Here is a 17105-nt window from a genome sequence, read left to right as displayed (position 1 = left end):
TCATTGGGCTTGCGCCGAACGCGCCTCAGATCTTCAGATGCGAAATCTTCGTGCCGCCGAGCGAGAGGTCGCCGAGCAGGCCCTTGTTGGTCAGCACGAAAACCTGCACGGGCTTGGTGGCCGTGGTGGTGTCGATCGTGCCGTTCGCGCCGACCTTCACGAGCGCGACCGAGGCGTCGCCGCCCGCTGCCCAGCCGTCCGAGTTGCGGAATTTGTCGAGCGCGTCCTGCGTCATGAAGAGATAGACGATGGCCTTCGACTGCACGCCGAGCGTGGCGCCCACCGAGGCGCCCGAGGTGCTGAAGTAGCCGACGGTGCTGCCGCCGACGCGCAGCGCGCCGTCGCCGTGCTCGCCGCCGACCACGACGCCCGCCTGAACCACCGAAGGGAACACCAGCACGCCGCGCGCCTTGCCGACCAGCTCGCGCGCGCCCGGTACGGTCTGATACAGACGCGACATCGTGCCGTCGACGCTGGCGTCGATCGACTGGCGGCGCGAGGCGTCGGATTGTTCGGTGGGCGGCTGATTGCCGGTGGTGGTGCAGCCTGCGAGTGCGGCGCACGCGAGTGCGGCCGCAACGGAAGTCTTCAGGATCAAGCGACGTGCATGCATATTCTTCTCCGTTCTGTTTTCCGGAAGCCGTGCCGCCATGGCTGTGCCGATGACGGGATCAGCCTGATGTTTATATCACAGGGTCCCAATGCGGCTTTCTGAGCAGGCACAGGCCTTCCGGCCAGTCGCGGACGGCGCCGCGAGCGGAGTCAGCCGGGCAAGCGGCGTAATCAGCGTTCGGGGAAGGGTTTGGCGGCCGCCGGACGGCGCAGCGCGCGCTTGACGCCGCCGAGCACGATGCCGATCGCGAGCAGGCCGGCCGCGGGCACGACCCAGTAGCCGACGAATGCATGCCAGAGGTAGCGCAGCAGCGTGGCGCGCCGCACGGCGTACTCGCTGAGCGCGTCGGCGTGACGCGCGGCGTTTTCGGCCAGCACGGCGGCGGGGCAGCCTTCCGCGCGCGCCGCCTCGGGCGTGCCGTGGCAGCGCAGCGGCGCGCCGTTCGCGCGTTCGGCGTCGGTGAACGTCCAGGCGGTGAGCGCGCGCTGGAGGTCGGCGCGGTTATAGGCCATCTCGTCCTGGATCTCGCGCACCGCGACGATCATCACCGGCACCAGCCAGAAGACGATCACCACCAGCCAGCGGCGGAACCAGCGATTCTTGTGTCTCCATGCCATCCGCGCCTCCATTCGATGCTGTGCGCATCATCCAGACTTGAGCGTCCAGGCGGCGGCCCGAGGGCGTGCGTGCTTTTTTCGTGTAACGGAAGGGCTGCCGCTGGAGCCATCATAGGAGAAAAACGCGGCGTCGGCGCACGGGCGAGGGCGCTTTGTCAGGACGGTGCGGCGCAGCATGGCGCGTGTGCGGTGCACCATGAAAAACGACGCGCCGCAGCATAAGCCACGGCGCGTCGCGGGAACAGCGGGAGGCGCGCAGGTCGCACAATTCGCGCGAATGGCGCGAATGGCGCGAAGCATAGCGAGTCGTTCAGGACCCCTGCGCGATCGGATGCGCGCTCAACCCTTGGTGGAGAGGCACTGCTTCATGAAGGCCTTGCGATCGTCGCCCTTCTTGTCGCCGGCTTGCGTGTTGCACATCTTCATGCGCTCCTGCTGCGTCATCTTCGCCGGCGGCGTGGCGCCGCCCGTCGAGAGACAGTCCTTCATAAAGGCCTTGCGGTCGTCGCCTTTCTTGTCGCCGGCCTGCGTGTTGCAGGTCTTCATTTTCGTCTGCTGGCTGTTCGGCGCAGCGGGCGCCGAGGATGCCGCGGGCGCAGCGGTTTGTGCGAAAGCCGGCGCGGCGAACACGCCGCCCAGCACGATTGCAGCAATGACGGATTGGATCTTCATCGTTCACTCCCATGGGATTTGGACGTTGTCGTTCGTGGTGCGAGCAGGCCGAATTGTCATTGCCCATCGCCGCGACCATTATGGCAAAGCCAACCTGAAAACGAACTGATGTTGCCTTTGGTTGACGCGCGTGCGGCACAATGCACCGCAGGCGGGTGGCCTGCGCATTCGCCTAACCATTCTTGACGATCGGTTCATCGATCGATTCATCATCGAGCTGGCCGGCGATTCGACGGTCGGCCCCAGCTGAGAGCGACGATGCACTACCTCCTGAAGTACGAGCTCGTGGACGATTACCTCGACCGGCGCGGCGAATATCGCGACGAACATCTGCGCCTCGCGTGGGCCGCCGCCGAGCGCGGCGAGCTGCTGCTCGCGGGCGCGGTGGCCGAGCCGACGGACACGGCGCTGCTGCTGTTCCAGGGCGACAGCCCGGCCGCCGCCGAGGCGTTCGCGCAAGCCGATCCCTATGTGCGCGCGGGGCTGGTGAAGTCGTGGCGCGTGCGGCCGTGGCAGACCGTGGTGGGCGAGCAGGCGTCGAAGCCGGTGCGCCCGGACTGAGATCGCGGCAGGGACAACCGTGGCGCGCTGTTTTAGTGCTTTAGTGCATGAGTGCGGCGTCACGAGGCCGGCTTTGCCGCGCGTTCGAGCAGGTCGCGCACGGTCTCGTCGTCGACCTGATCGAAATCCAGATAGAACTGGCCGACGCTCATGAACGACAGCGGCGTGCGCACGCAGACCAGATCGTCGACGGCGCCCGCGAGCCGGGCGCGCGCGCCTGCCGGGGCCACCGGCAACGCGGCGACGATGCGCGCCGGACCGAGCGTCGCGAGCGCGCGCGCCGCGGCCTTGATCGACGCGCCCGTGGCCATGCCGTCGTCGATCAGCAGCGCGACGCGCCCCGCGACCGGGATCGCCGCGCGCTCGCCGCGATAACGCGCCTCGCGGCGTCCGAGTTCGATGCGCGCGAGCGCCAGCGCGCTCTGCAATTGCGCCGCGCTCACACCGGCTTCGCGGATCAGCGCGTCGTCGACGTATTGCGCGCCGTTCGACGACAGCGCGCCCATCGCCAGTTCGGGCTGCCACGGCATGCCGAGCTTGCTCACGGGCAGCACGTCGAGCGGCACGCCCAGCGCCTGCGCGACTTCGAATGCAACCGGCACGCCGCCGCGCGGCAGCGCCAGCGCGATGACGTCGGCGCGCCCGGCGTAGGGCGCGAGTTGCGCGGCGAGCAGGCGGCCCGCCTCGCGGCGATCGGTGAAAGGGCGTTCCATAAGCGGTTCCTGTCGATCGGCGCGGCGGCCGATCCCGTCCAAAATCCAGGCGGAACGATCCGCCCAGTGTGCCACTTGTTGGTCCTGCGCGTCGTTCGCGGTGTCCGTTTTGTCCGCGCAATGCGGACTGGATGCGGACCCGACGCACGCATCGCGGCACGCGCCGCGCGCCGTTGCGCAAAGCGCGTGCGCAGCAAACGTCTCCCGCCGCGCGCTCATTTGCATACGCAGATTTCTCGTTTGGCGCGACGCGATCGCGTGGTTACGATGAGCCGTGCCTTTCACCGACGAGGTCCACGCCATGTCCGAATCTGCCTGTTTCTCGCCGCGCGTCGTCGAACCCGTCGAGGCCGATGCGCCCGACGGTCTCGGGCTCGCACTGGAGCTACGGCTCGTGCGCCCGATCGACGGCATCGCGGGCCGCGCGCTGCGTATCCATCTCCGGCACGGCGCGCGCATGGAACAGGCGGAAACCTTGCGCGATCTGCTGCACGAAGTCGGTGCCGATATCGTGGTGTCGTAGCGGGGCGCTTGTGCCGCTTGTGCCGCTTGTGCCTGGCGTGCCAGGATAGCGGGCTCAGTCGAGCGGCGTGTCGAACAGCGCATCGAGCAAATTCGACGACGAGTCAGCGAGCCGCGTCAGCGACTCGACCATGCGCACCTGGCAATCGACCAGCGCGATCGCGCGGATGCGCCGCGACTCGCCGAACTCCGCGCCCGCGATCACGCCCGCGCCCAAGCCCTGCGCGATGGCGGTCTGCAGCGCCTCGCGGCCATCGACGTAAAGCACGGGATGCACCTGCAGGCCCTTGCGCACGAGTTCCGCTTCGAGCAGCTGCTGCGTGACCGAATGCGCCTCGCGAAAGATCATCGGTTCGCGGATCAATTCCTCGTAGCTCATACGGCGCTTTTTCGCCGCCGCGCTATCTGCGGGCACGACCGCCACCAGCGGCTCCTCGCGCAGCACGCGCGTCTCCAGCCGGCTATGCACCTGATGCGCCGCCGTGATGGCCGCGTCCACCTCGCTCGCCATGACACGCCGCATGCATTCCGTGGCGTTCGCGATGGCGAGCTTCACGACCACGCCCGGATAACGGCGCCGGAACGCGCCGACGAGTTTGATCGCGAGATCGGGCGCGTCGGCGACCAGCGCCAGTTCGCCCGATTCGAGCGCACCCGCCGATTCGAGCAGCCGCCGCGCGGCGCGCTCGCCGCCGACCATCTGCCGCGTCACCGCATAGAGCCGCCGCCCGAGATCGGTCAGCTCGACGCCGCGCGGCGCGCGCTCGAACAGCTTCACGCCGAAATCCTGCTCCAGCCGCTTCACGTGGTCTGACACCGCCGGCTGCGTGAGCGAGAGCGCCTGCGCGGCGCGCGAAAAGCCGCCGTGCTCGGCGACCGCATGAAAGGCCCGCAACTGCGCGTACTGCATGGCGATTTCTCCTTCGCGCGCATCATCGAAAATTCATCGAACCGCCTTAAAACGGTCATCGACAATCCATAAGTCCAACTGATAGCGCCATCGATTATATCGATTTTACCGATGGGTTTCATTCGCGTACCGTAACGGCATCCAAGCTGAAGATTGACGGGAGCACCCCTTGAATACCCACGCCGATCCGTACCTGCTGACCCCCGGCCCGCTGACCACGGCTGCGTCGACCAAAGCCGCGATGCTGCGCGACTGGGGCTCGTGGGACGCCGATTTCCGCGCGATGACGGCGCGTCTGCGCGCCGCGCTGCTGGCCGTCGCCGGCGACACAAACGGCGACTACGACTGCGTGCCCTTGCAGGGCAGCGGCAGCTACTGCGTGGAAGCGATGCTGGGCAGCTTCGTGCCGCGCAACGGCCACGCGCTCGTGCTCGCCAACGGCGCCTATGGCAAGCGCATCGCCACCACGCTGCGCTATCTGGGCCGCAGCCACACGGTGCACGACACGGGCGATTACCTGCCGCCGCGCGCCGCCGACGTCGATCGTCTGCTCGTCGCGCACGACGACATCACGCACGTCGTGGTCGTCCATTGCGAGACCAGTTCGGGCATCCTCAATCCGATCGAGGAAATCGCCGAAGTCACCGCGCGCCACGGCCGCCGTCTGCTGATCGATTCGATGAGCGCGTTCGGCGCCGTGCCGCTCGACGTGCGCACGCTGCCGTGCGAGGCGTTCGTGTCGTCGGCGAATAAATGCATCGAGGGCGTGCCGGGCTTTGGCTTCGTGATCGCGAAGAAAAGCGCGCTGCAAGGCGCGAAAGGCAACAGCCATTCGCTCGCGCTCGATCTGCACGATCAGTGGGACGTGATGAACCGCACGGGGCAATGGCGCTTCACGCCGCCCACGCACGCGGTGGCCGCGTTTCTTGAAGCGCTGCGCCTGTTTGAGGTGGAAGGCGGTCAGCCTGGGCGGCTCGCGCGCTATACGCGTAATCGCGATGTGATGGTCGACGGCATGCGCGCGCTCGGTTTCGAGCCGCTGCTGACCGAAGCGTGGCGCTCGCCGATCATCGTCACGTTCTTTTCGCCGGCGCACGCGTCGTTCAGTTTCGAGCGTTTCTATGAGCTGATGAAGGCGCAGGGTTTCATCATTTATCCGGGCAAGCTGACGAATGTGGAGAGTTTTCGCATCGGCTGCATCGGCGCGCTGGATGAAAGCGTGATGCGCCGTGTGGTCGAAGCGTGCGGCAACGCGCTGCGCACGCTCGGCGTGCCCGATGGCGCACCGGCGCATGCCTCGCTCGATGCCCGCGAGGCGCTCGCGGCCTGAGCGGATCAGGCCTTGTTTCAAGCACTATTGATTGCCGCGCAGCGATCTGCGTAACTTCAGGACTCACGACTATGCAACACGTCAAGGCAGTGATTTTCGACTGGGCCGGCACGGTGGTCGACTACGGCTCGCGCGCGCCGATGGGCGCGTTCGTCGAGACCTTCGAGGAATTCGGCGTGCCGATTTCGATCGACGAGGCGCGCGGCCCGATGGGCATGGCCAAGCGTCCGCACATCGCGGCGCTGATGGCGCTGCCGCGCGTGGCGCAGGCGTGGAAGGAGCGATACGGCCACGTGCCGTGCGACGCCGACATCGACGCCGTCTACGATGTTTTTGTGCCGCGTAATGTAGCCGTCGCCGCGCAGTACAGCGACGTGATTCCCGGCGTGGCCGCCGTGACGAAGCAGTTGCGCGCCGACGGCGTGCGCATCGGTTCCACCACGGGTTACACGCGCGAGATCATCGACCAGATCGTGCCGGGCGCGGCGAGGCAGGGCTTCGAAGCGGACAGCATCGTCTGCACCGGCGACACGCCCGAGGGCCGTCCGTCGCCGTACATGATCTATCGCACGCTGCCGCAACTGGGCGTATGGCGCGCGCGCGAGGCGATCAAGGTCGACGACACCGAAGTGGGCATCGAGGAAGGCCTCAACGGCGGCACGTGGGCCGTGGGCGTGGCGGTGAGCGGCAACGCGTTCGGCCTGAGCGAAGACGAAGTGCACGCACTCGCGCCCGACGAGTTCGCGCTGCGCCGTGCGGCGGCGATCGAGCGTCTGCGCGCGGCGGGCGCGCATTACGTGATCGACAGCGTCGCCGACCTGCTGCCGGTGGTCACGGAGATCGAGACGCGGCTCGCGCGCGGCGAGCGGCCTTGAGCGTTTGATCGGTTGAACACGCCCCGTTCGTGCCTCTGGCTTGGGGCGCGAACGGGGCGTTTGCATTTCCGGCTACGAAGAGGGCAGAGAGGGCGAGGAGAGCGAGGAGGGCGAAGAAGCGCCGCCTGCGCTACCATGTGCGCCCTTGCGCCATCCACGCCCGTCATGAAGACGTTCCTGCTTTTCGTCGTTACCGCGCTCGCCGAAATCGTCGGCTGCTATCTGCCGTATCGCTGGCTGCGCGAAGGCGCGAGCGCCTGGTGGCTCGTGCCGGCCGCCGCGTCGCTGGCGCTGTTCGCGTGGCTGCTCACGCTGCATCCGAGCGCGGCGGGGCGCACTTACGCGGCCTACGGCGGCGTCTATGTCTGCGTGGCGATTCTGTGGCTCTGGGGCGTCGAGGCGATCCGGCCGAGCCCGTGGGACTGGGCCGGCATCGCCTTCACGCTAGCGGGCATGGCGCTGATCGCGTTCCAGCCGCGCTGAGCGCGCCGCGCGGGCGCCCGAACCCGCGCCCGGATTTGCGCTTAAACGAGCGAGTTGACGCTGGGGAATTTCGCGCGGAACGCGCCCGGCATCGGCACGACTTTCTTCGCCTCGTAGTCGAAGAACACGAAGCCCGATTTGGCCATCGCGATCAGTGCGCCGTCCGTGGGACGCGTGATGCGGAAGATGATGTCGCCGCCGTACTTGTTGAAATCCATGATGCCGACTTCGAAGCAGAGCTGGTCGCGCGCGTAGGCTTCGGCGCGATAGGTCGTCGCGAGGTCGGTGACGATGATGCTCGTGTGCGCGTCCTTCATGTCCTCGATGCCGGCGTCGAACAGGAAGCGCGCCCGCGCCTCCGAAATCATCGAGATCATCGAGTCGTTGGCGAGGTGGTTCGCCGAGTTGATGTCGGTGACGCGAACGGTCAGATGCGTCGAATAGAAGTATTGGTCTTCGGGGAAGTGGAGCTCGATGCGGGCCATGGCGCAATGCGGATAATCGAATAAGAAAGGCGTCGCGGCGGGTTGTCCATGCCGCGTGTCTCATCCACGGCGCCCGCGCGCAAGCCGCGATTGTAGCGGTTCGGCGCGCGCGAGCCTATGCGGGCACACGGGCGCGGGCCGCCAGGCTTGCCACATTCGTCCGATCAATCGGTGTGGCGGGGCGCGCGAAACGGCCCGCCGCCATCTTATCGAGCCGCCGTTGACAGCCGTCCGGCGCGCGGCGCACGCTCGCAAACCACACGCGCAACAGCCACTTGCGGCCAGCGCCCGCGCCAATCGGCACCGGGCGCGCAAATTGCTCGTGATTGGCTCCATCATCCAGTGCTCGCGAAGCGCTCCCTGCGCAACGCGGCCCGTTCCTTGCGCCCGCTCGCCAGAACGCCAGTGCGCGAAAACGCCGATTCGCGCGCGCACGAAGCCGCCTGCCGACCCTACGCCAATGCGGGAGTGTCCATGACATCTGAACGGAACGACGATCGACACGCCCAGACTCCGGCCGTCAGCACGGTCGTGAAGGAGGTCGTGCGCCCGGCGCTCCGGCAGAACCTACCGGCAAGCGCGGAAGAAATTCCCCAGGCTGTCGTCGCTCAGGCGCCAGCCGCCGCCGGCGCGTGGGCGACGATGGCCGAACTCGTGCACGCCTACGACTGGTCGGCGACGCCGCTCGGCGCCACGGCGGCCTGGCCGCACAGTCTCCAGAGCGTCGTGCGTCTGATGCTGGCCTCGCGTTACGCGATGTGGCTCGCCTGGGGCCCCGAACTCACGTTTCTCTGCAACGATGCCTACCGCCCGACGCTCGGCGCGAAGCAGCAGTTCATCGGCATGCCCGCGCGCGAAGTCTGGGCCGAAGTCTGGACCGAGGCGGGCTCACGCATCGAGCACGTGCTTGCGACCGGCGAAGCCACGTGGGACGAAAGCCTGCTGCTGTTTCTCGAACGCAACGGCTTCAAGGAAGAGACGTATCACACGTTTTCGTACGGCCCAGTGCACGACGATAGTGGCGGCGTGCAAGGCATGCTCTGCGTGGTCACGGAGGAGACGCGGCGCGTGCTGTCCGAGCGGCGGCTCGCCACCGTGGCGCAGCTTTCGGGCACGGCGCGCAACGCGCAGTCGGTCGCCGAGGCCTGCGGCGAGATCCTCGTCGCGCTCGACGGCAATCGCCGCGATCTGCCTTTCATCGCGCTCTATCTGCTCGACGCGGACGGCCAGGGTGCGCGCCTCGCGGCCAGCAATCACGCGGGACCGACGCCGCTGTCAGCCGCGCTGAGCTTCGATGGCGCGGCGCCCGGCAGTCTCGCGGCAGCGCTCGCCGAGGCGTCGCGCGCGCCGCACGAAGGCGCGGTCGTCGACACCGCGTGGCTCGACGACGTGCTGCCCGCCGAATCGGCGTGGTCCGAACCCGTGAGCCGCGCCGCCATCGTGCCGCTCATGCGCCGCGCGCCGGGCGTGCAAGGTGCGGACGGAGCGCCGGGCGAGCACAGCGCCACGCTCGGTTTTCTGGTGACGGGCGCGAGTCCGCGTCTGCTGTTCGACGACGATTACCGCGCCTTCATCGGCCTCGTCGCGTCGCAGGCGGCCAGCATCGTCGAAGGCGCGCGCGCGGTGGAAACCGAACGCGAGCGCCTCGAACAACTGGCCGCGCTGGACCGCGCCAAAACCACGTTTTTCTCGAACGTGAGCCACGAATTGCGCACGCCGCTGATGCTGATGCTCGCGCCGATCGACGATCTCGTGGCCGCCGACCGCGATCCCGCGCGACTCGCCTTGCTGCGCCTCGCGCGCCGCAACGGCCACCGGCTGCTGCGGCTCGTGAACTCGCTGCTCGACTTCGCGCGCATCGAGGCGGGCCGCAGCGACGTCGGCTACGAGGCCACCGATCTCGCGCGCTACACGCAGCACGTGGCGAGCACGTTCCGCTCGGCCATCGAGCGCGGCGGACTCGCGTATCGCGTGCAATGCCAGCTCGATGAGCCGGTCTACGTCGACCGGCAGATGTGGGAAAAGATCGTCCTCAATCTGCTGTCGAATGCGTTCAAATTCACGCTCGCGGGGCAGGTCGGCATCCGTCTCGCGCGTGACGGCGATTGCGCGGCGCTCACGGTCGAGGACAGCGGCACGGGCATTCCGGCGCACGAAATGCCGCGTCTGTTCGAGCGGTTTCATCGCGTGGAAGGCACGCAGGGGCGCACGCAGGAAGGCTCCGGCATCGGCCTCGCGCTGGTCCAGGAGCTCGTCAAGCTGCACGGCGGCACGATCGAGGCGTGGAGCGAGCCGGGGCGCGGCTCGCGCTTCACCGTGCGCGTGCCGTTCGGCCGCGTGCATCTGCCCGCCGAGCGCGTGCGCGAGAGTGCGCCGGGCGCGCTTCAGACGGACACGCCGCGCGCGATCGACATGCTGCGCAATGGCGACGCGCAACTGGCCGCCGCGTTCGCCGCCGAAGCGGCGGGCTGGCTCGGCACGGCGCCGCCGGGCGAGAGCGAGGCGAACGGCGAGGGCGCCAATGGCGCGAATGCCGCTGATGGCGCTTATGGTGTCAGCGGTGCCAGCGGCACGTTCGGCGCGCGTGGCGGCGCCAACGCCGAAGCAGGCGAGGGCCAGCGCCTCGACAGCCCCGCACCCGCCTGGTCGGCGGGCCTGCGCGACCGGCGTTTCGCGCTCACGTTCGGCTCGCGCATCCTGCTCGTCGACGATAACGCCGACATGCGCGCCTACGTCGGCGCCTTGCTCTCGAGCGCGTGGCAGGTCGAACTTGCGGCCGACGGCGTCGAAGCGCTCGATCGCGCGCGCCGCGCGCGGCCCGACTTGATCCTCGCCGACGTGATGATGCCCCGCCTCGACGGCTTCGGCCTGCTCGCCGAAGTGCGGCGCGACCCGGCGCTCAGCGAAGTCCCGGTGATCCTGCTCTCGGCGCGCGCGGGCGAGGAAGCGCGCATCGAAGGACTCGATGCGGGCGCCGACGACTATCTCGTCAAGCCGTTCTCGGCGCGCGAACTGGCCGCGCGCGTGGGCGCGCTGCTCGAACGCACGCAGATCCGCCACGCCAACCAGCAGTTGCTCGAACTCGCGCTCTCCAGCATTCAGGACCAGTTCTTCATGCTCGACGAAGGCGCGCGCATCACGCTCGCCAATCCGCATTTCCTGGAGATGGCCGGCGTGAGCGCGCCGCAGGCGCTCGGGCAGCGCATCGTCGATGTCTGTCCCGAGGCGGCCACGAACGGCTTCGACGCCGCACTGCGCGCCGCGCACGAGGCGCGCGCGATGCAATTGTTCGAAACCTGGTGCGCGCGGCGCGGGCGCTGGTACGAAGTGCGCATCTATCCGGCCGCGCAGGGCGCCGCCGTGCTGCTGTCCGATATCAGCGGACGCAAGGCCGATCAGGAAGCGATCCGCGTGCGCACCGCGCAATTCGAAACGCTGATGAACGAAGCGCCGCTCGGCGTCTATCTCGTCGATCGCGATTTGCGCATCCGCGAGATCAATCCGGGCGCGCAGGCATTTTTCGGCGACACGGCCGATCTCACCGGGCAGGACTTCGGCGCGGTGATGCAGCGCGTCTGGCAGCCGCACTACGCGGACGAGATCGTGGCGATCTTTCGCGACACGCTGGCGACCGGCGCGCCGTATCACACGCCCGAACGCAGCGAGCCGCGGCGCGACCGCGAGCGCGTCGAGTGCTACGAATGGGAAGTGCACCGCACGCCGCTCGCGGACGGCGAATTCGGCCTCGTCTGCTACTTCCGCGATATCTCGGCGCAGGTGCGCGTGCGCCAGCAACTCGAGGAAGCCGATCATCAGAAGGACGCGTTTCTCGCCACGCTGTCGCACGAACTGCGCAATCCGCTCGCGCCGATCCGCAGCGCCGCGGCGATCCTCGATTCGAAGTCGCTGACCCCGGAGCAACTGGCGTGGGCCACCGACGTGATCCGCCGTCAGGTCACGCATATGTCAGGACTCCTCGACGAGTTGCTGGATCTCGCGCGCGTGACCTGTGGCAAGCTCGATTTGCGGCGCGACGTCGTGAGTCTCGGCGTCGTGATCAAGACCGCGGTCGAGGCGTCGCGGCCGCTGCTCGAACGCAAGCAGCACACGCTCACGGTGCACGAGCCGATGTCCGACGTGCTGATCGACGCCGACGCGCTGCGGCTCGCGCAGGTGATCTCGAATCTGCTCAACAACGCGGGCAAATACACCGATCCGGGCGGCCATATCGAACTCGCGATACGCGTGGACGGCGCGGCGATCGAGCTGACCGTCACGGACGACGGCATCGGTCTGCCAGCCGATGCCGACGAGCGGCTGTTCGCGATGTTCTCGCAGATCGACGCGCGTTCGCCGCGCGCCGAGGGCGGGCTCGGGATCGGCCTTGCGCTGTCGAAAGGGCTCGTGCGCCTGCACGGCGGCACCATTCACGCGCGCTCCGACGGGCCGGGACGCGGCAGCGAATTCCGTATCGTGCTGCCGATCGTGGTGCCGACCTTGCGCTCGCGCGCGGTCGTGGACGAGGCGCATCGGCCGGCGAGGGCGGCTCGGCGCGTGCTCGTCGTCGACGACAACAAGGACGCGGCGGAAAGTCTCGCGCTGCTGCTGTCGCTTTCGGGTCATGAAGTGCGCGTGGCGCACTCCGGCGCGGCGGCGCTCGAACTTGCGCCGACGTACCGCCCCGAGGCCGTGCTGCTCGATCTCGGCATGCCCGGACTGAGCGGCTATGAAGTGGCGCGCGCGCTGCGCCGGTTGCCGGACACGCAGGACACGGTGGTGGTCGCACTGACCGGCTGGGGCCAGGACGAGGACCGCAAACGCACGCTCGATGCAGGCTTCGACTGGCACATCACGAAGCCCGCCGATCCCGACGAAATCCTGCTGCTGCTCACGCGTTCGCGCGACGAACTGGTGAGCGCGCGCGGCGAGGTGCAACGCGCGCAGCGCGCGGCACGGGCGCCGCGCTAAGGTCGCCGACGACGCGTTTCAAGTCTGCGTGCGTCAGGCCTGAAACGCGCGTTCGGGCGGTGCATCGGAAGGCGGATCGCCTTGCGGCGGAGGCGGCGGCACCTCGCTGTCAGGGACGGGCGGCGGTTTGCGCTGAGGCGTCTCGGGTTCTTCGGTCGGCAGATGCGCGTGGTAGGTGCGAGCAGGGAAAACCGGGGGCATAGGCAGCTCCGTGTGTTCGTCGTGCGCTGGGCGCAGCGCGAAATATCACGAATCACCGCAAGCGTCGTGCCGTGCCGCTCCTGGCTCGATTCAATTCGTATAACGAAATGATGGGATGCGGATGGAGTGTGCGCTGGAACGCGAGTTGCGGAATCGCGAATCGACATCAGCAACGTGTCAGCGCCAGGAACCGAACCAGGAGGCCGAGCCGATGACCCGCCGCGATACGCTTCGCAACACGCTTCCTTACGCCGTGCTCACGGCGGCCTGCATGCTGGGCGGCGGGCAGGCGCACGCGCAAGGCAACACGAACGGCGCGGGCATGCCGGCGAGCGGCGTGAACGGCGTGTATCCGGCGCCGATGGAGGGCGTCGAACCGGGCGTCGAGGCCAGCCGCCCGCGCGCGACCCGCACCACGAACGCCGCACACGGCGCGCACGCTCCCGCGAAAGGACACGGGAAAAAGCCGCCAGAACATGTGCAGAAGAACCCGCAGAAAGACCCCGCGGACGGCGCGTCCGCCACCCGCGGCGACATCAAGGAACACTGATCATGCAACTGCCACGCGGATTGGCGCGCGTTCGCGCGCTGCATCATCGACACACCGGGCAGCCTGGCGAAGGCAGGGCGCTCGCGCACGAAATCGACGCCTTCATGCTGCCGCCGAACGGCTGGGTGCCGAACAACGGCCGCCTGCCGGTGATCGTCTACCGTCATGCTTTCGATGCCGATGCGCCGAAGCTCGCCGAGCAGATCGAAACGCGTTTCGCGCACCACGCGTGGCCCGTGCAATGGCGTAACGGCGTGTTCGACTTTCACCATTTCCATTCGACGGCGCACGAGGTGCTGGGCGTTTTCGCGGGCGCGGCGGAACTGATCGTCGGCGGGCCGGGCGGCCGGATGCTGCCGCTCGCGGCCGGCGACGTGCTGCTGCTGCCGGCCGGCACCGGCCATTGCCTCGTGTCGCGCACGGATGCGTTTCATGTCGCGGGCGGTTATCCCGCCGGTCAGCAATGGGATATCCGGCGCGAAGCGCTCACGCCCGACGAACTGCGCGCGATGGACGCGCTGCCGTTTCCGGCCAGCGATCCGGTCTACGGCGCGCGCGGGCCGGTGATCGAGCGTTGGCGAAAACCGGCGTAGCGTGAGCCGCCGTGAAGTCCGGCACGCGCCGACAGGCACGCCAGTTGCGCCTCGCTCCTCATTCAGCGGCCCCGAGCGCCGCACGAACTGCGATCAGGAGAGGACATCATGAACCGACGCGCCATCTCGCTTGCCGCCGCCATCGCCAATGCGGCCATTTTCACGGGCGCGCTGGGCGGCGCGCCGCTCGCGCATGCCCAGGGCGCACCGCAGGCGATCGCCGTGCAGCGCATGGCGACGGTTCAGTCCGGCACGGGTTTTCGCGCATCGAAACTCGTCGGCTCGAATGTCTACGACAACAACGGCAGCAAGATCGGCTCGATCGACGACATCGTGCTCGAATCGCCGAACGAAGGCGCGTTCGCGATTTTGTCGGTCGGCGGATTTCTCGGCATGGGCGAACATCTGATCGCCGTGCCGTTCAACGATCTGCAGATCAGCGCCAAGCAGATCGTGCTGCAAACCGACAAGGCCGGGCTGAAGGCAATGCCGGAGTTTCATTACGCGAAGGATTGAGGTTTTGGGGCGGATTTGGTGGGATTAAAAAGTGCGCTAATTTATGTTATGTAAAATCACAAATCGACAGCGGTCCAACGTGTTTCAACCGTCTCCCTCGCCTGATTCCAGCTTATCCAGCCGCCCGATCTCGCGTTGATCCTGCATTCCGGGCGGCCTTCGATTCCAGTTAGTTCCCGTTACGGACGGCGGCTCAGCCCGTGCATCGTGCCCGAGCGCCGCACGCTCGTTTCCAGCGACGCTTCGCATTGCGCGCAGCGTCCGAAGATCACGAGGCTCGCGCTCGCGTAGCGAAATCCGCGCGAGCCGGCGATCGTTTCGTGCTGCGACTCCAGTTCCGTATCGTCGATGTCGGTGACTTCGCCGCAGTCATTGCAGACCAGATGCGAATGCCGCGTGCCGCGATTCAGTTCATAGACGACGCGCTGCTCGCCGATCCACGCATTCGTGATCAGCCCGGCTTCGAGCAATTGCGACAGCGCCCGATACACGCTCGCCAGGCTGCATTGCTCCGTCTCCGGCGGCACGCGCCGGAAAACCTGGTCGGCGGTCATGTGCTCGTTCGGAAATTCATGGAACAGCTGAAGCACGGCGACGCGACTCGAGGTCGGACGCATACGGGCTCGCTTCAGATCGGCATAGATCGCTCTCATCGCATCGGCACACTTTTCATACGTGGCCCATAGTCTCGATTGCGGTTGCTTAAGGCTTGCTTAAGCCCCTGCGCGGCAATGCGGTTTGCGATGAGGGGGCCGTTACCGGGCTTTACGCCGGGTCTTTCCGATCACCCTTCTGTCCACCAAAAAATCTCCGTTAAATCAATCGATTAAAGAAGAAATTCGCGCCTTTGGCGAGCCAAAAAGAAACAGCCGCGCCAATAACGGCGCGGCTGTTCACAGGGAAACCTCGGGAAAGCACCATGCACGCGCTCAGCGCGGCGGCGACACCACCACGTACTGCACCTGCGTACCGATGTATTGCGGCTGATACCACGTCGCGCCGCATTGCTCGTAGGTGACGCCGCCGATCACGACGGCAGTGCACGACGGCGGCAGCGTCGCGACCATCGTGCCGACCACGGCCGCCGTAACGCCTACCGTGACGGCGACGGCCACCGGATCGACATACCAGCCGCCGCCCCAGTACGGCGGCGGAGGCGGAGGTGGTGGAGGCGGCGGTCCGGGCGGATGCGGTCCCGGCCCCGGACCAGGCTGAGGCCCCGGACCCGGGCCGGGTCCCGGCGGTTGCGGCTGCGGTCCAGGATTGGGTCCGGGAGGATGCGGCTGCGGCCCAGGGTTCGGCCCCGGATTCGGATGCGGTCCCGGGTTCGGATTGGGATTCGGATGCGGCCCCGGCTGTCCGCCGGTGTGCTGCACGCCGCCGCCATTGAAACCGGGCCGGCCATGAAACTGCCCGCCACCGCCGAAATTCCCGCCGCCCATCGGATGAATGCTGGTGCGCGCCATGCCGCGGAACGCAAAAGCCGCCGGAGTCGCCAGCGCCATCGACACGGCGAGGCTCGCCGCGATGGCCCGTTGAGTGTGCCTGTTCATCATTCCGCCTCCTGATAAGGCGGGCGGTCCGCGGGCTTCATCTCGATCTGCCGCGCGCCCGGACGCGGCCGGAACACGAAGGTCGACGCCGCGAAAACGGGATTCAGCTTCCAGTGATACGTGACCTCGTGCCGGGGCCGCGACGGCTGCGTGGTATCGGTGATGATCATCTTGCACGGCAGCGGCCGCCGCCCTGCTTCGATCCACAGTTCCCAATCCGCGCCCGGCTGCCGGTAGGCGTAGTGCGTGCAGCTGCGCGTATCGACTTTCTCAGTGCCGAGCGACTGCGCGGAGCTGATCGCGAGATCGTCGGGCTTGCCGGCGCCCCAGTAGAACAGATCGGCGAGCGGCGTCTCGATGTGCCAGTTCACGGCCAGATCGCGCACGAGTTCGTCGAGCGTCGGCGGCGCGTCGCGACGCGCGTAATACCCCTTCTTCTCGTTGAAGATCGTGAAGCGACGGCCGTCGTAGACCATGCCGCGCACGTTGCCGTTGCCGGAGATGTCGGCGCGCATGCGGTCGGGCCGCTTCACCTTGAGCACCGTATGGCGCAGCAGCGCGGCGTTCTGGCCGTTGTCGAGCACGACGTCGGTGACCGTGTCGGCGTCCACCTCGAAGGTGCGCAGCGTGCGCAGATACGCGCCCATGGCGTCGAGCGCGTCGGTGGCCTGCTCGTCGATGGCGGGTGCGCCGCTGCCGCCGCCTTCGCCGATGCCCAGATCGTTGAGCGGTGATGGGACGTTCGATTGCGCCGGCACGTGTTCGCCGCCGCTGCTCTGATGGGCGCAGCCGGCGAGCGAGAGGCCGCCGGCAAGTGCAATCGAGATTGTGAGCGCGAGCGAAAGCGGCGCCGCTCGCGGGATGACTCCAGGGAAGACTCTTTTGTTCACATCGTCTCCTGACTGAAAGTTCGCCGGATTCGACCGTCGACGCATGTCGTTGC

19 protein-coding genes are annotated in these 17105 nt (G+C 67.6%); 9 read left to right on the top strand and 10 right to left on the bottom strand.

What is annotated here, in order from left to right:
- Window positions 1–25 precede the first annotated feature (25 nt).
- From LDO54_RS06255 to LDO54_RS06245, 3 genes are all read right to left on the bottom strand, one after another.
- On the bottom strand, window positions 26–613 hold the full coding sequence (locus LDO54_RS06255) for a BPSL1445 family SYLF domain-containing lipoprotein (RefSeq protein WP_224008093.1): 588 nt from the start codon (window positions 611–613) through the stop codon (window positions 26–28).
- Between the two features lie 170 nt (window positions 614–783).
- Window positions 784–1230, bottom strand: coding sequence for a hypothetical protein (locus LDO54_RS06250; RefSeq protein ID WP_224008090.1), 447 nt, complete (start codon window positions 1228–1230; stop codon window positions 784–786).
- Window positions 1231–1569: 339 nt separating this feature from the next.
- Complete coding sequence (locus LDO54_RS06245; RefSeq protein ID WP_224008087.1) at window positions 1570–1902, bottom strand: PsiF family protein; 333 nt, start codon at window positions 1900–1902, stop codon at window positions 1570–1572.
- Between the two features lie 258 nt (window positions 1903–2160).
- Here LDO54_RS06245 and LDO54_RS06240 point away from each other — a divergent pair, with 258 nt between their 5' ends.
- Window positions 2161–2463, top strand: a complete 303-nt coding sequence (locus LDO54_RS06240) for a YciI-like protein (RefSeq protein ID WP_224008083.1) — start codon at window positions 2161–2163, stop codon at window positions 2461–2463.
- A gap of 59 nt (window positions 2464–2522) precedes the next feature.
- On the opposite strand, the gene LDO54_RS06235 is transcribed toward LDO54_RS06240, so the two are convergent.
- Window positions 2523–3176: a phosphoribosyltransferase gene (locus LDO54_RS06235; protein WP_224008080.1), complete on the bottom strand. Its 654-nt coding sequence runs from the start codon at window positions 3174–3176 to the stop codon at window positions 2523–2525.
- Between the two features lie 301 nt (window positions 3177–3477).
- Here LDO54_RS06235 and LDO54_RS06230 point away from each other — a divergent pair, with 301 nt between their 5' ends.
- Window positions 3478–3699, top strand: coding sequence for a hypothetical protein (locus LDO54_RS06230; RefSeq protein WP_224008077.1), 222 nt, complete (start codon window positions 3478–3480; stop codon window positions 3697–3699).
- A gap of 54 nt (window positions 3700–3753) precedes the next feature.
- On the opposite strand, the gene LDO54_RS06225 is transcribed toward LDO54_RS06230, so the two are convergent.
- Complete coding sequence (locus LDO54_RS06225) at window positions 3754–4608, bottom strand: LysR substrate-binding domain-containing protein (protein WP_224008074.1); 855 nt, start codon at window positions 4606–4608, stop codon at window positions 3754–3756.
- 169 nt (window positions 4609–4777) lie between these two features.
- Between LDO54_RS06225 and LDO54_RS06220 the strand changes: the two genes are divergently transcribed.
- The 3 genes from LDO54_RS06220 to LDO54_RS06210 all read left to right on the top strand — a co-directional run bounded on the left by LDO54_RS06220 (window position 4778) and on the right by LDO54_RS06210 (window position 7296).
- Window positions 4778–5938: a 2-aminoethylphosphonate--pyruvate transaminase gene (locus tag LDO54_RS06220; RefSeq protein WP_224008071.1), complete on the top strand. Its 1161-nt coding sequence runs from the start codon at window positions 4778–4780 to the stop codon at window positions 5936–5938.
- Window positions 5939–6009: 71 nt separating this feature from the next.
- Window positions 6010–6813: a phosphonoacetaldehyde hydrolase gene (gene phnX / locus LDO54_RS06215; RefSeq protein ID WP_224008068.1), complete on the top strand. Its 804-nt coding sequence runs from the start codon at window positions 6010–6012 to the stop codon at window positions 6811–6813.
- Between the two features lie 165 nt (window positions 6814–6978).
- Window positions 6979–7296 carry a YnfA family protein gene (locus LDO54_RS06210; RefSeq protein ID WP_027814707.1) on the top strand — a complete coding sequence of 106 codons (318 nt, stop codon included), beginning with the start codon at window positions 6979–6981 and terminating at the stop codon, window positions 7294–7296.
- 41 nt (window positions 7297–7337) lie between these two features.
- Here LDO54_RS06210 and LDO54_RS06205 read toward each other — a convergent pair whose 3' ends face one another.
- Window positions 7338–7781: a thioesterase family protein gene (locus tag LDO54_RS06205; RefSeq protein ID WP_224008064.1), complete on the bottom strand. Its 444-nt coding sequence runs from the start codon at window positions 7779–7781 to the stop codon at window positions 7338–7340.
- Between the two features lie 474 nt (window positions 7782–8255).
- On the opposite strand from LDO54_RS06205, the gene LDO54_RS06200 reads away from it, so the two are divergent.
- The gene (locus LDO54_RS06200; protein WP_224008061.1) at window positions 8256–12749 is read left to right on the top strand and encodes an ATP-binding protein; all 4494 of its coding nucleotides are present in this window, start codon (window positions 8256–8258) and stop codon (window positions 12747–12749) included.
- Between the two features lie 33 nt (window positions 12750–12782).
- Here the strand turns inward: LDO54_RS06200 and LDO54_RS06195 are convergent, their stop codons facing one another.
- Window positions 12783–12950, bottom strand: a complete 168-nt coding sequence (locus tag LDO54_RS06195; RefSeq protein WP_224008058.1) for a hypothetical protein — start codon at window positions 12948–12950, stop codon at window positions 12783–12785.
- Window positions 12951–13161: 211 nt separating this feature from the next.
- On the opposite strand from LDO54_RS06195, the gene LDO54_RS06190 reads away from it, so the two are divergent.
- The 3 genes from LDO54_RS06190 to LDO54_RS06180 all read left to right on the top strand — a co-directional run bounded on the left by LDO54_RS06190 (window position 13162) and on the right by LDO54_RS06180 (window position 14609).
- Window positions 13162–13500, top strand: a complete 339-nt coding sequence (locus LDO54_RS06190; protein ID WP_224008055.1) for a hypothetical protein — start codon at window positions 13162–13164, stop codon at window positions 13498–13500.
- Window positions 13501–13604: 104 nt separating this feature from the next.
- Window positions 13605–14093 (top strand): cupin domain-containing protein, encoded by a 489-nt coding sequence (locus LDO54_RS06185; RefSeq protein WP_224008184.1) that lies wholly within the window; start codon window positions 13605–13607, stop codon window positions 14091–14093.
- Window positions 14094–14201: 108 nt separating this feature from the next.
- The gene (locus LDO54_RS06180; RefSeq protein ID WP_224008050.1) at window positions 14202–14609 is read left to right on the top strand and encodes a PRC-barrel domain-containing protein; all 408 of its coding nucleotides are present in this window, start codon (window positions 14202–14204) and stop codon (window positions 14607–14609) included.
- A 179-nt stretch (window positions 14610–14788) separates the two neighbouring features.
- Here LDO54_RS06180 and LDO54_RS06175 read toward each other — a convergent pair whose 3' ends face one another.
- The 3 genes from LDO54_RS06175 to LDO54_RS06165 form a co-directional block, all read right to left on the bottom strand.
- Window positions 14789–15226: a Fur family transcriptional regulator gene (locus LDO54_RS06175; protein WP_224008047.1), complete on the bottom strand. Its 438-nt coding sequence runs from the start codon at window positions 15224–15226 to the stop codon at window positions 14789–14791.
- A 312-nt stretch (window positions 15227–15538) separates the two neighbouring features.
- Window positions 15539–16162 carry a DUF6515 family protein gene (locus LDO54_RS06170; protein WP_224008044.1) on the bottom strand — a complete coding sequence of 208 codons (624 nt, stop codon included), beginning with the start codon at window positions 16160–16162 and terminating at the stop codon, window positions 15539–15541.
- Entirely contained in the window at window positions 16162–17052 is an 891-nt protein-coding gene (locus tag LDO54_RS06165) for a DUF2092 domain-containing protein (RefSeq protein WP_224008041.1), read from the bottom strand. Before LDO54_RS06165 ends, LDO54_RS06170 begins: the two co-directional genes overlap by 1 nt.
- Between the last annotated feature and the right edge of the window lie 53 nt (window positions 17053–17105).

The organism is Paraburkholderia tropica, assembly GCF_914484835.1.
GTDB classification, from domain to species: domain Bacteria; phylum Pseudomonadota; class Gammaproteobacteria; order Burkholderiales; family Burkholderiaceae; genus Paraburkholderia; species Paraburkholderia tropica_A.
Note: the sequence above shows the minus strand (reverse complement) of the source record. Positions and strands in the feature narration are given on the sequence as shown.

Coding starts and splice junctions, on each gene's coding strand:
- LDO54_RS06255 (WP_224008093.1), bottom strand. CDS start 613: ATGCATGCACGTCGCTTGATCCTGAAGACTTCCGTTGCGGCCGCACTC.
- LDO54_RS06250 (WP_224008090.1), bottom strand. CDS start 1,230: ATGGCATGGAGACACAAGAATCGCTGGTTCCGCCGCTGGCTGGTGGTG.
- LDO54_RS06245 (WP_224008087.1), bottom strand. CDS start 1,902: ATGAAGATCCAATCCGTCATTGCTGCAATCGTGCTGGGCGGCGTGTTC.
- LDO54_RS06240 (WP_224008083.1), top strand. CDS start 2,161: ATGCACTACCTCCTGAAGTACGAGCTCGTGGACGATTACCTCGACCGG.
- LDO54_RS06235 (WP_224008080.1), bottom strand. CDS start 3,176: ATGGAACGCCCTTTCACCGATCGCCGCGAGGCGGGCCGCCTGCTCGCC.
- LDO54_RS06230 (WP_224008077.1), top strand. CDS start 3,478: ATGTCCGAATCTGCCTGTTTCTCGCCGCGCGTCGTCGAACCCGTCGAG.
- LDO54_RS06225 (WP_224008074.1), bottom strand. CDS start 4,608: ATGCAGTACGCGCAGTTGCGGGCCTTTCATGCGGTCGCCGAGCACGGC.
- phnX (WP_224008068.1), top strand. CDS start 6,010: ATGCAACACGTCAAGGCAGTGATTTTCGACTGGGCCGGCACGGTGGTC.
- LDO54_RS06210 (WP_027814707.1), top strand. CDS start 6,979: ATGAAGACGTTCCTGCTTTTCGTCGTTACCGCGCTCGCCGAAATCGTC.
- LDO54_RS06205 (WP_224008064.1), bottom strand. CDS start 7,781: ATGGCCCGCATCGAGCTCCACTTCCCCGAAGACCAATACTTCTATTCG.
- LDO54_RS06200 (WP_224008061.1), top strand. CDS start 8,256: ATGACATCTGAACGGAACGACGATCGACACGCCCAGACTCCGGCCGTC.
- LDO54_RS06195 (WP_224008058.1), bottom strand. CDS start 12,950: ATGCCCCCGGTTTTCCCTGCTCGCACCTACCACGCGCATCTGCCGACC.
- LDO54_RS06190 (WP_224008055.1), top strand. CDS start 13,162: ATGACCCGCCGCGATACGCTTCGCAACACGCTTCCTTACGCCGTGCTC.
- LDO54_RS06185 (WP_224008184.1), top strand. CDS start 13,605: ATGCTGCCGCCGAACGGCTGGGTGCCGAACAACGGCCGCCTGCCGGTG.
- LDO54_RS06180 (WP_224008050.1), top strand. CDS start 14,202: ATGAACCGACGCGCCATCTCGCTTGCCGCCGCCATCGCCAATGCGGCC.
- LDO54_RS06175 (WP_224008047.1), bottom strand. CDS start 15,226: ATGCGTCCGACCTCGAGTCGCGTCGCCGTGCTTCAGCTGTTCCATGAA.
- LDO54_RS06170 (WP_224008044.1), bottom strand. CDS start 16,162: ATGAACAGGCACACTCAACGGGCCATCGCGGCGAGCCTCGCCGTGTCG.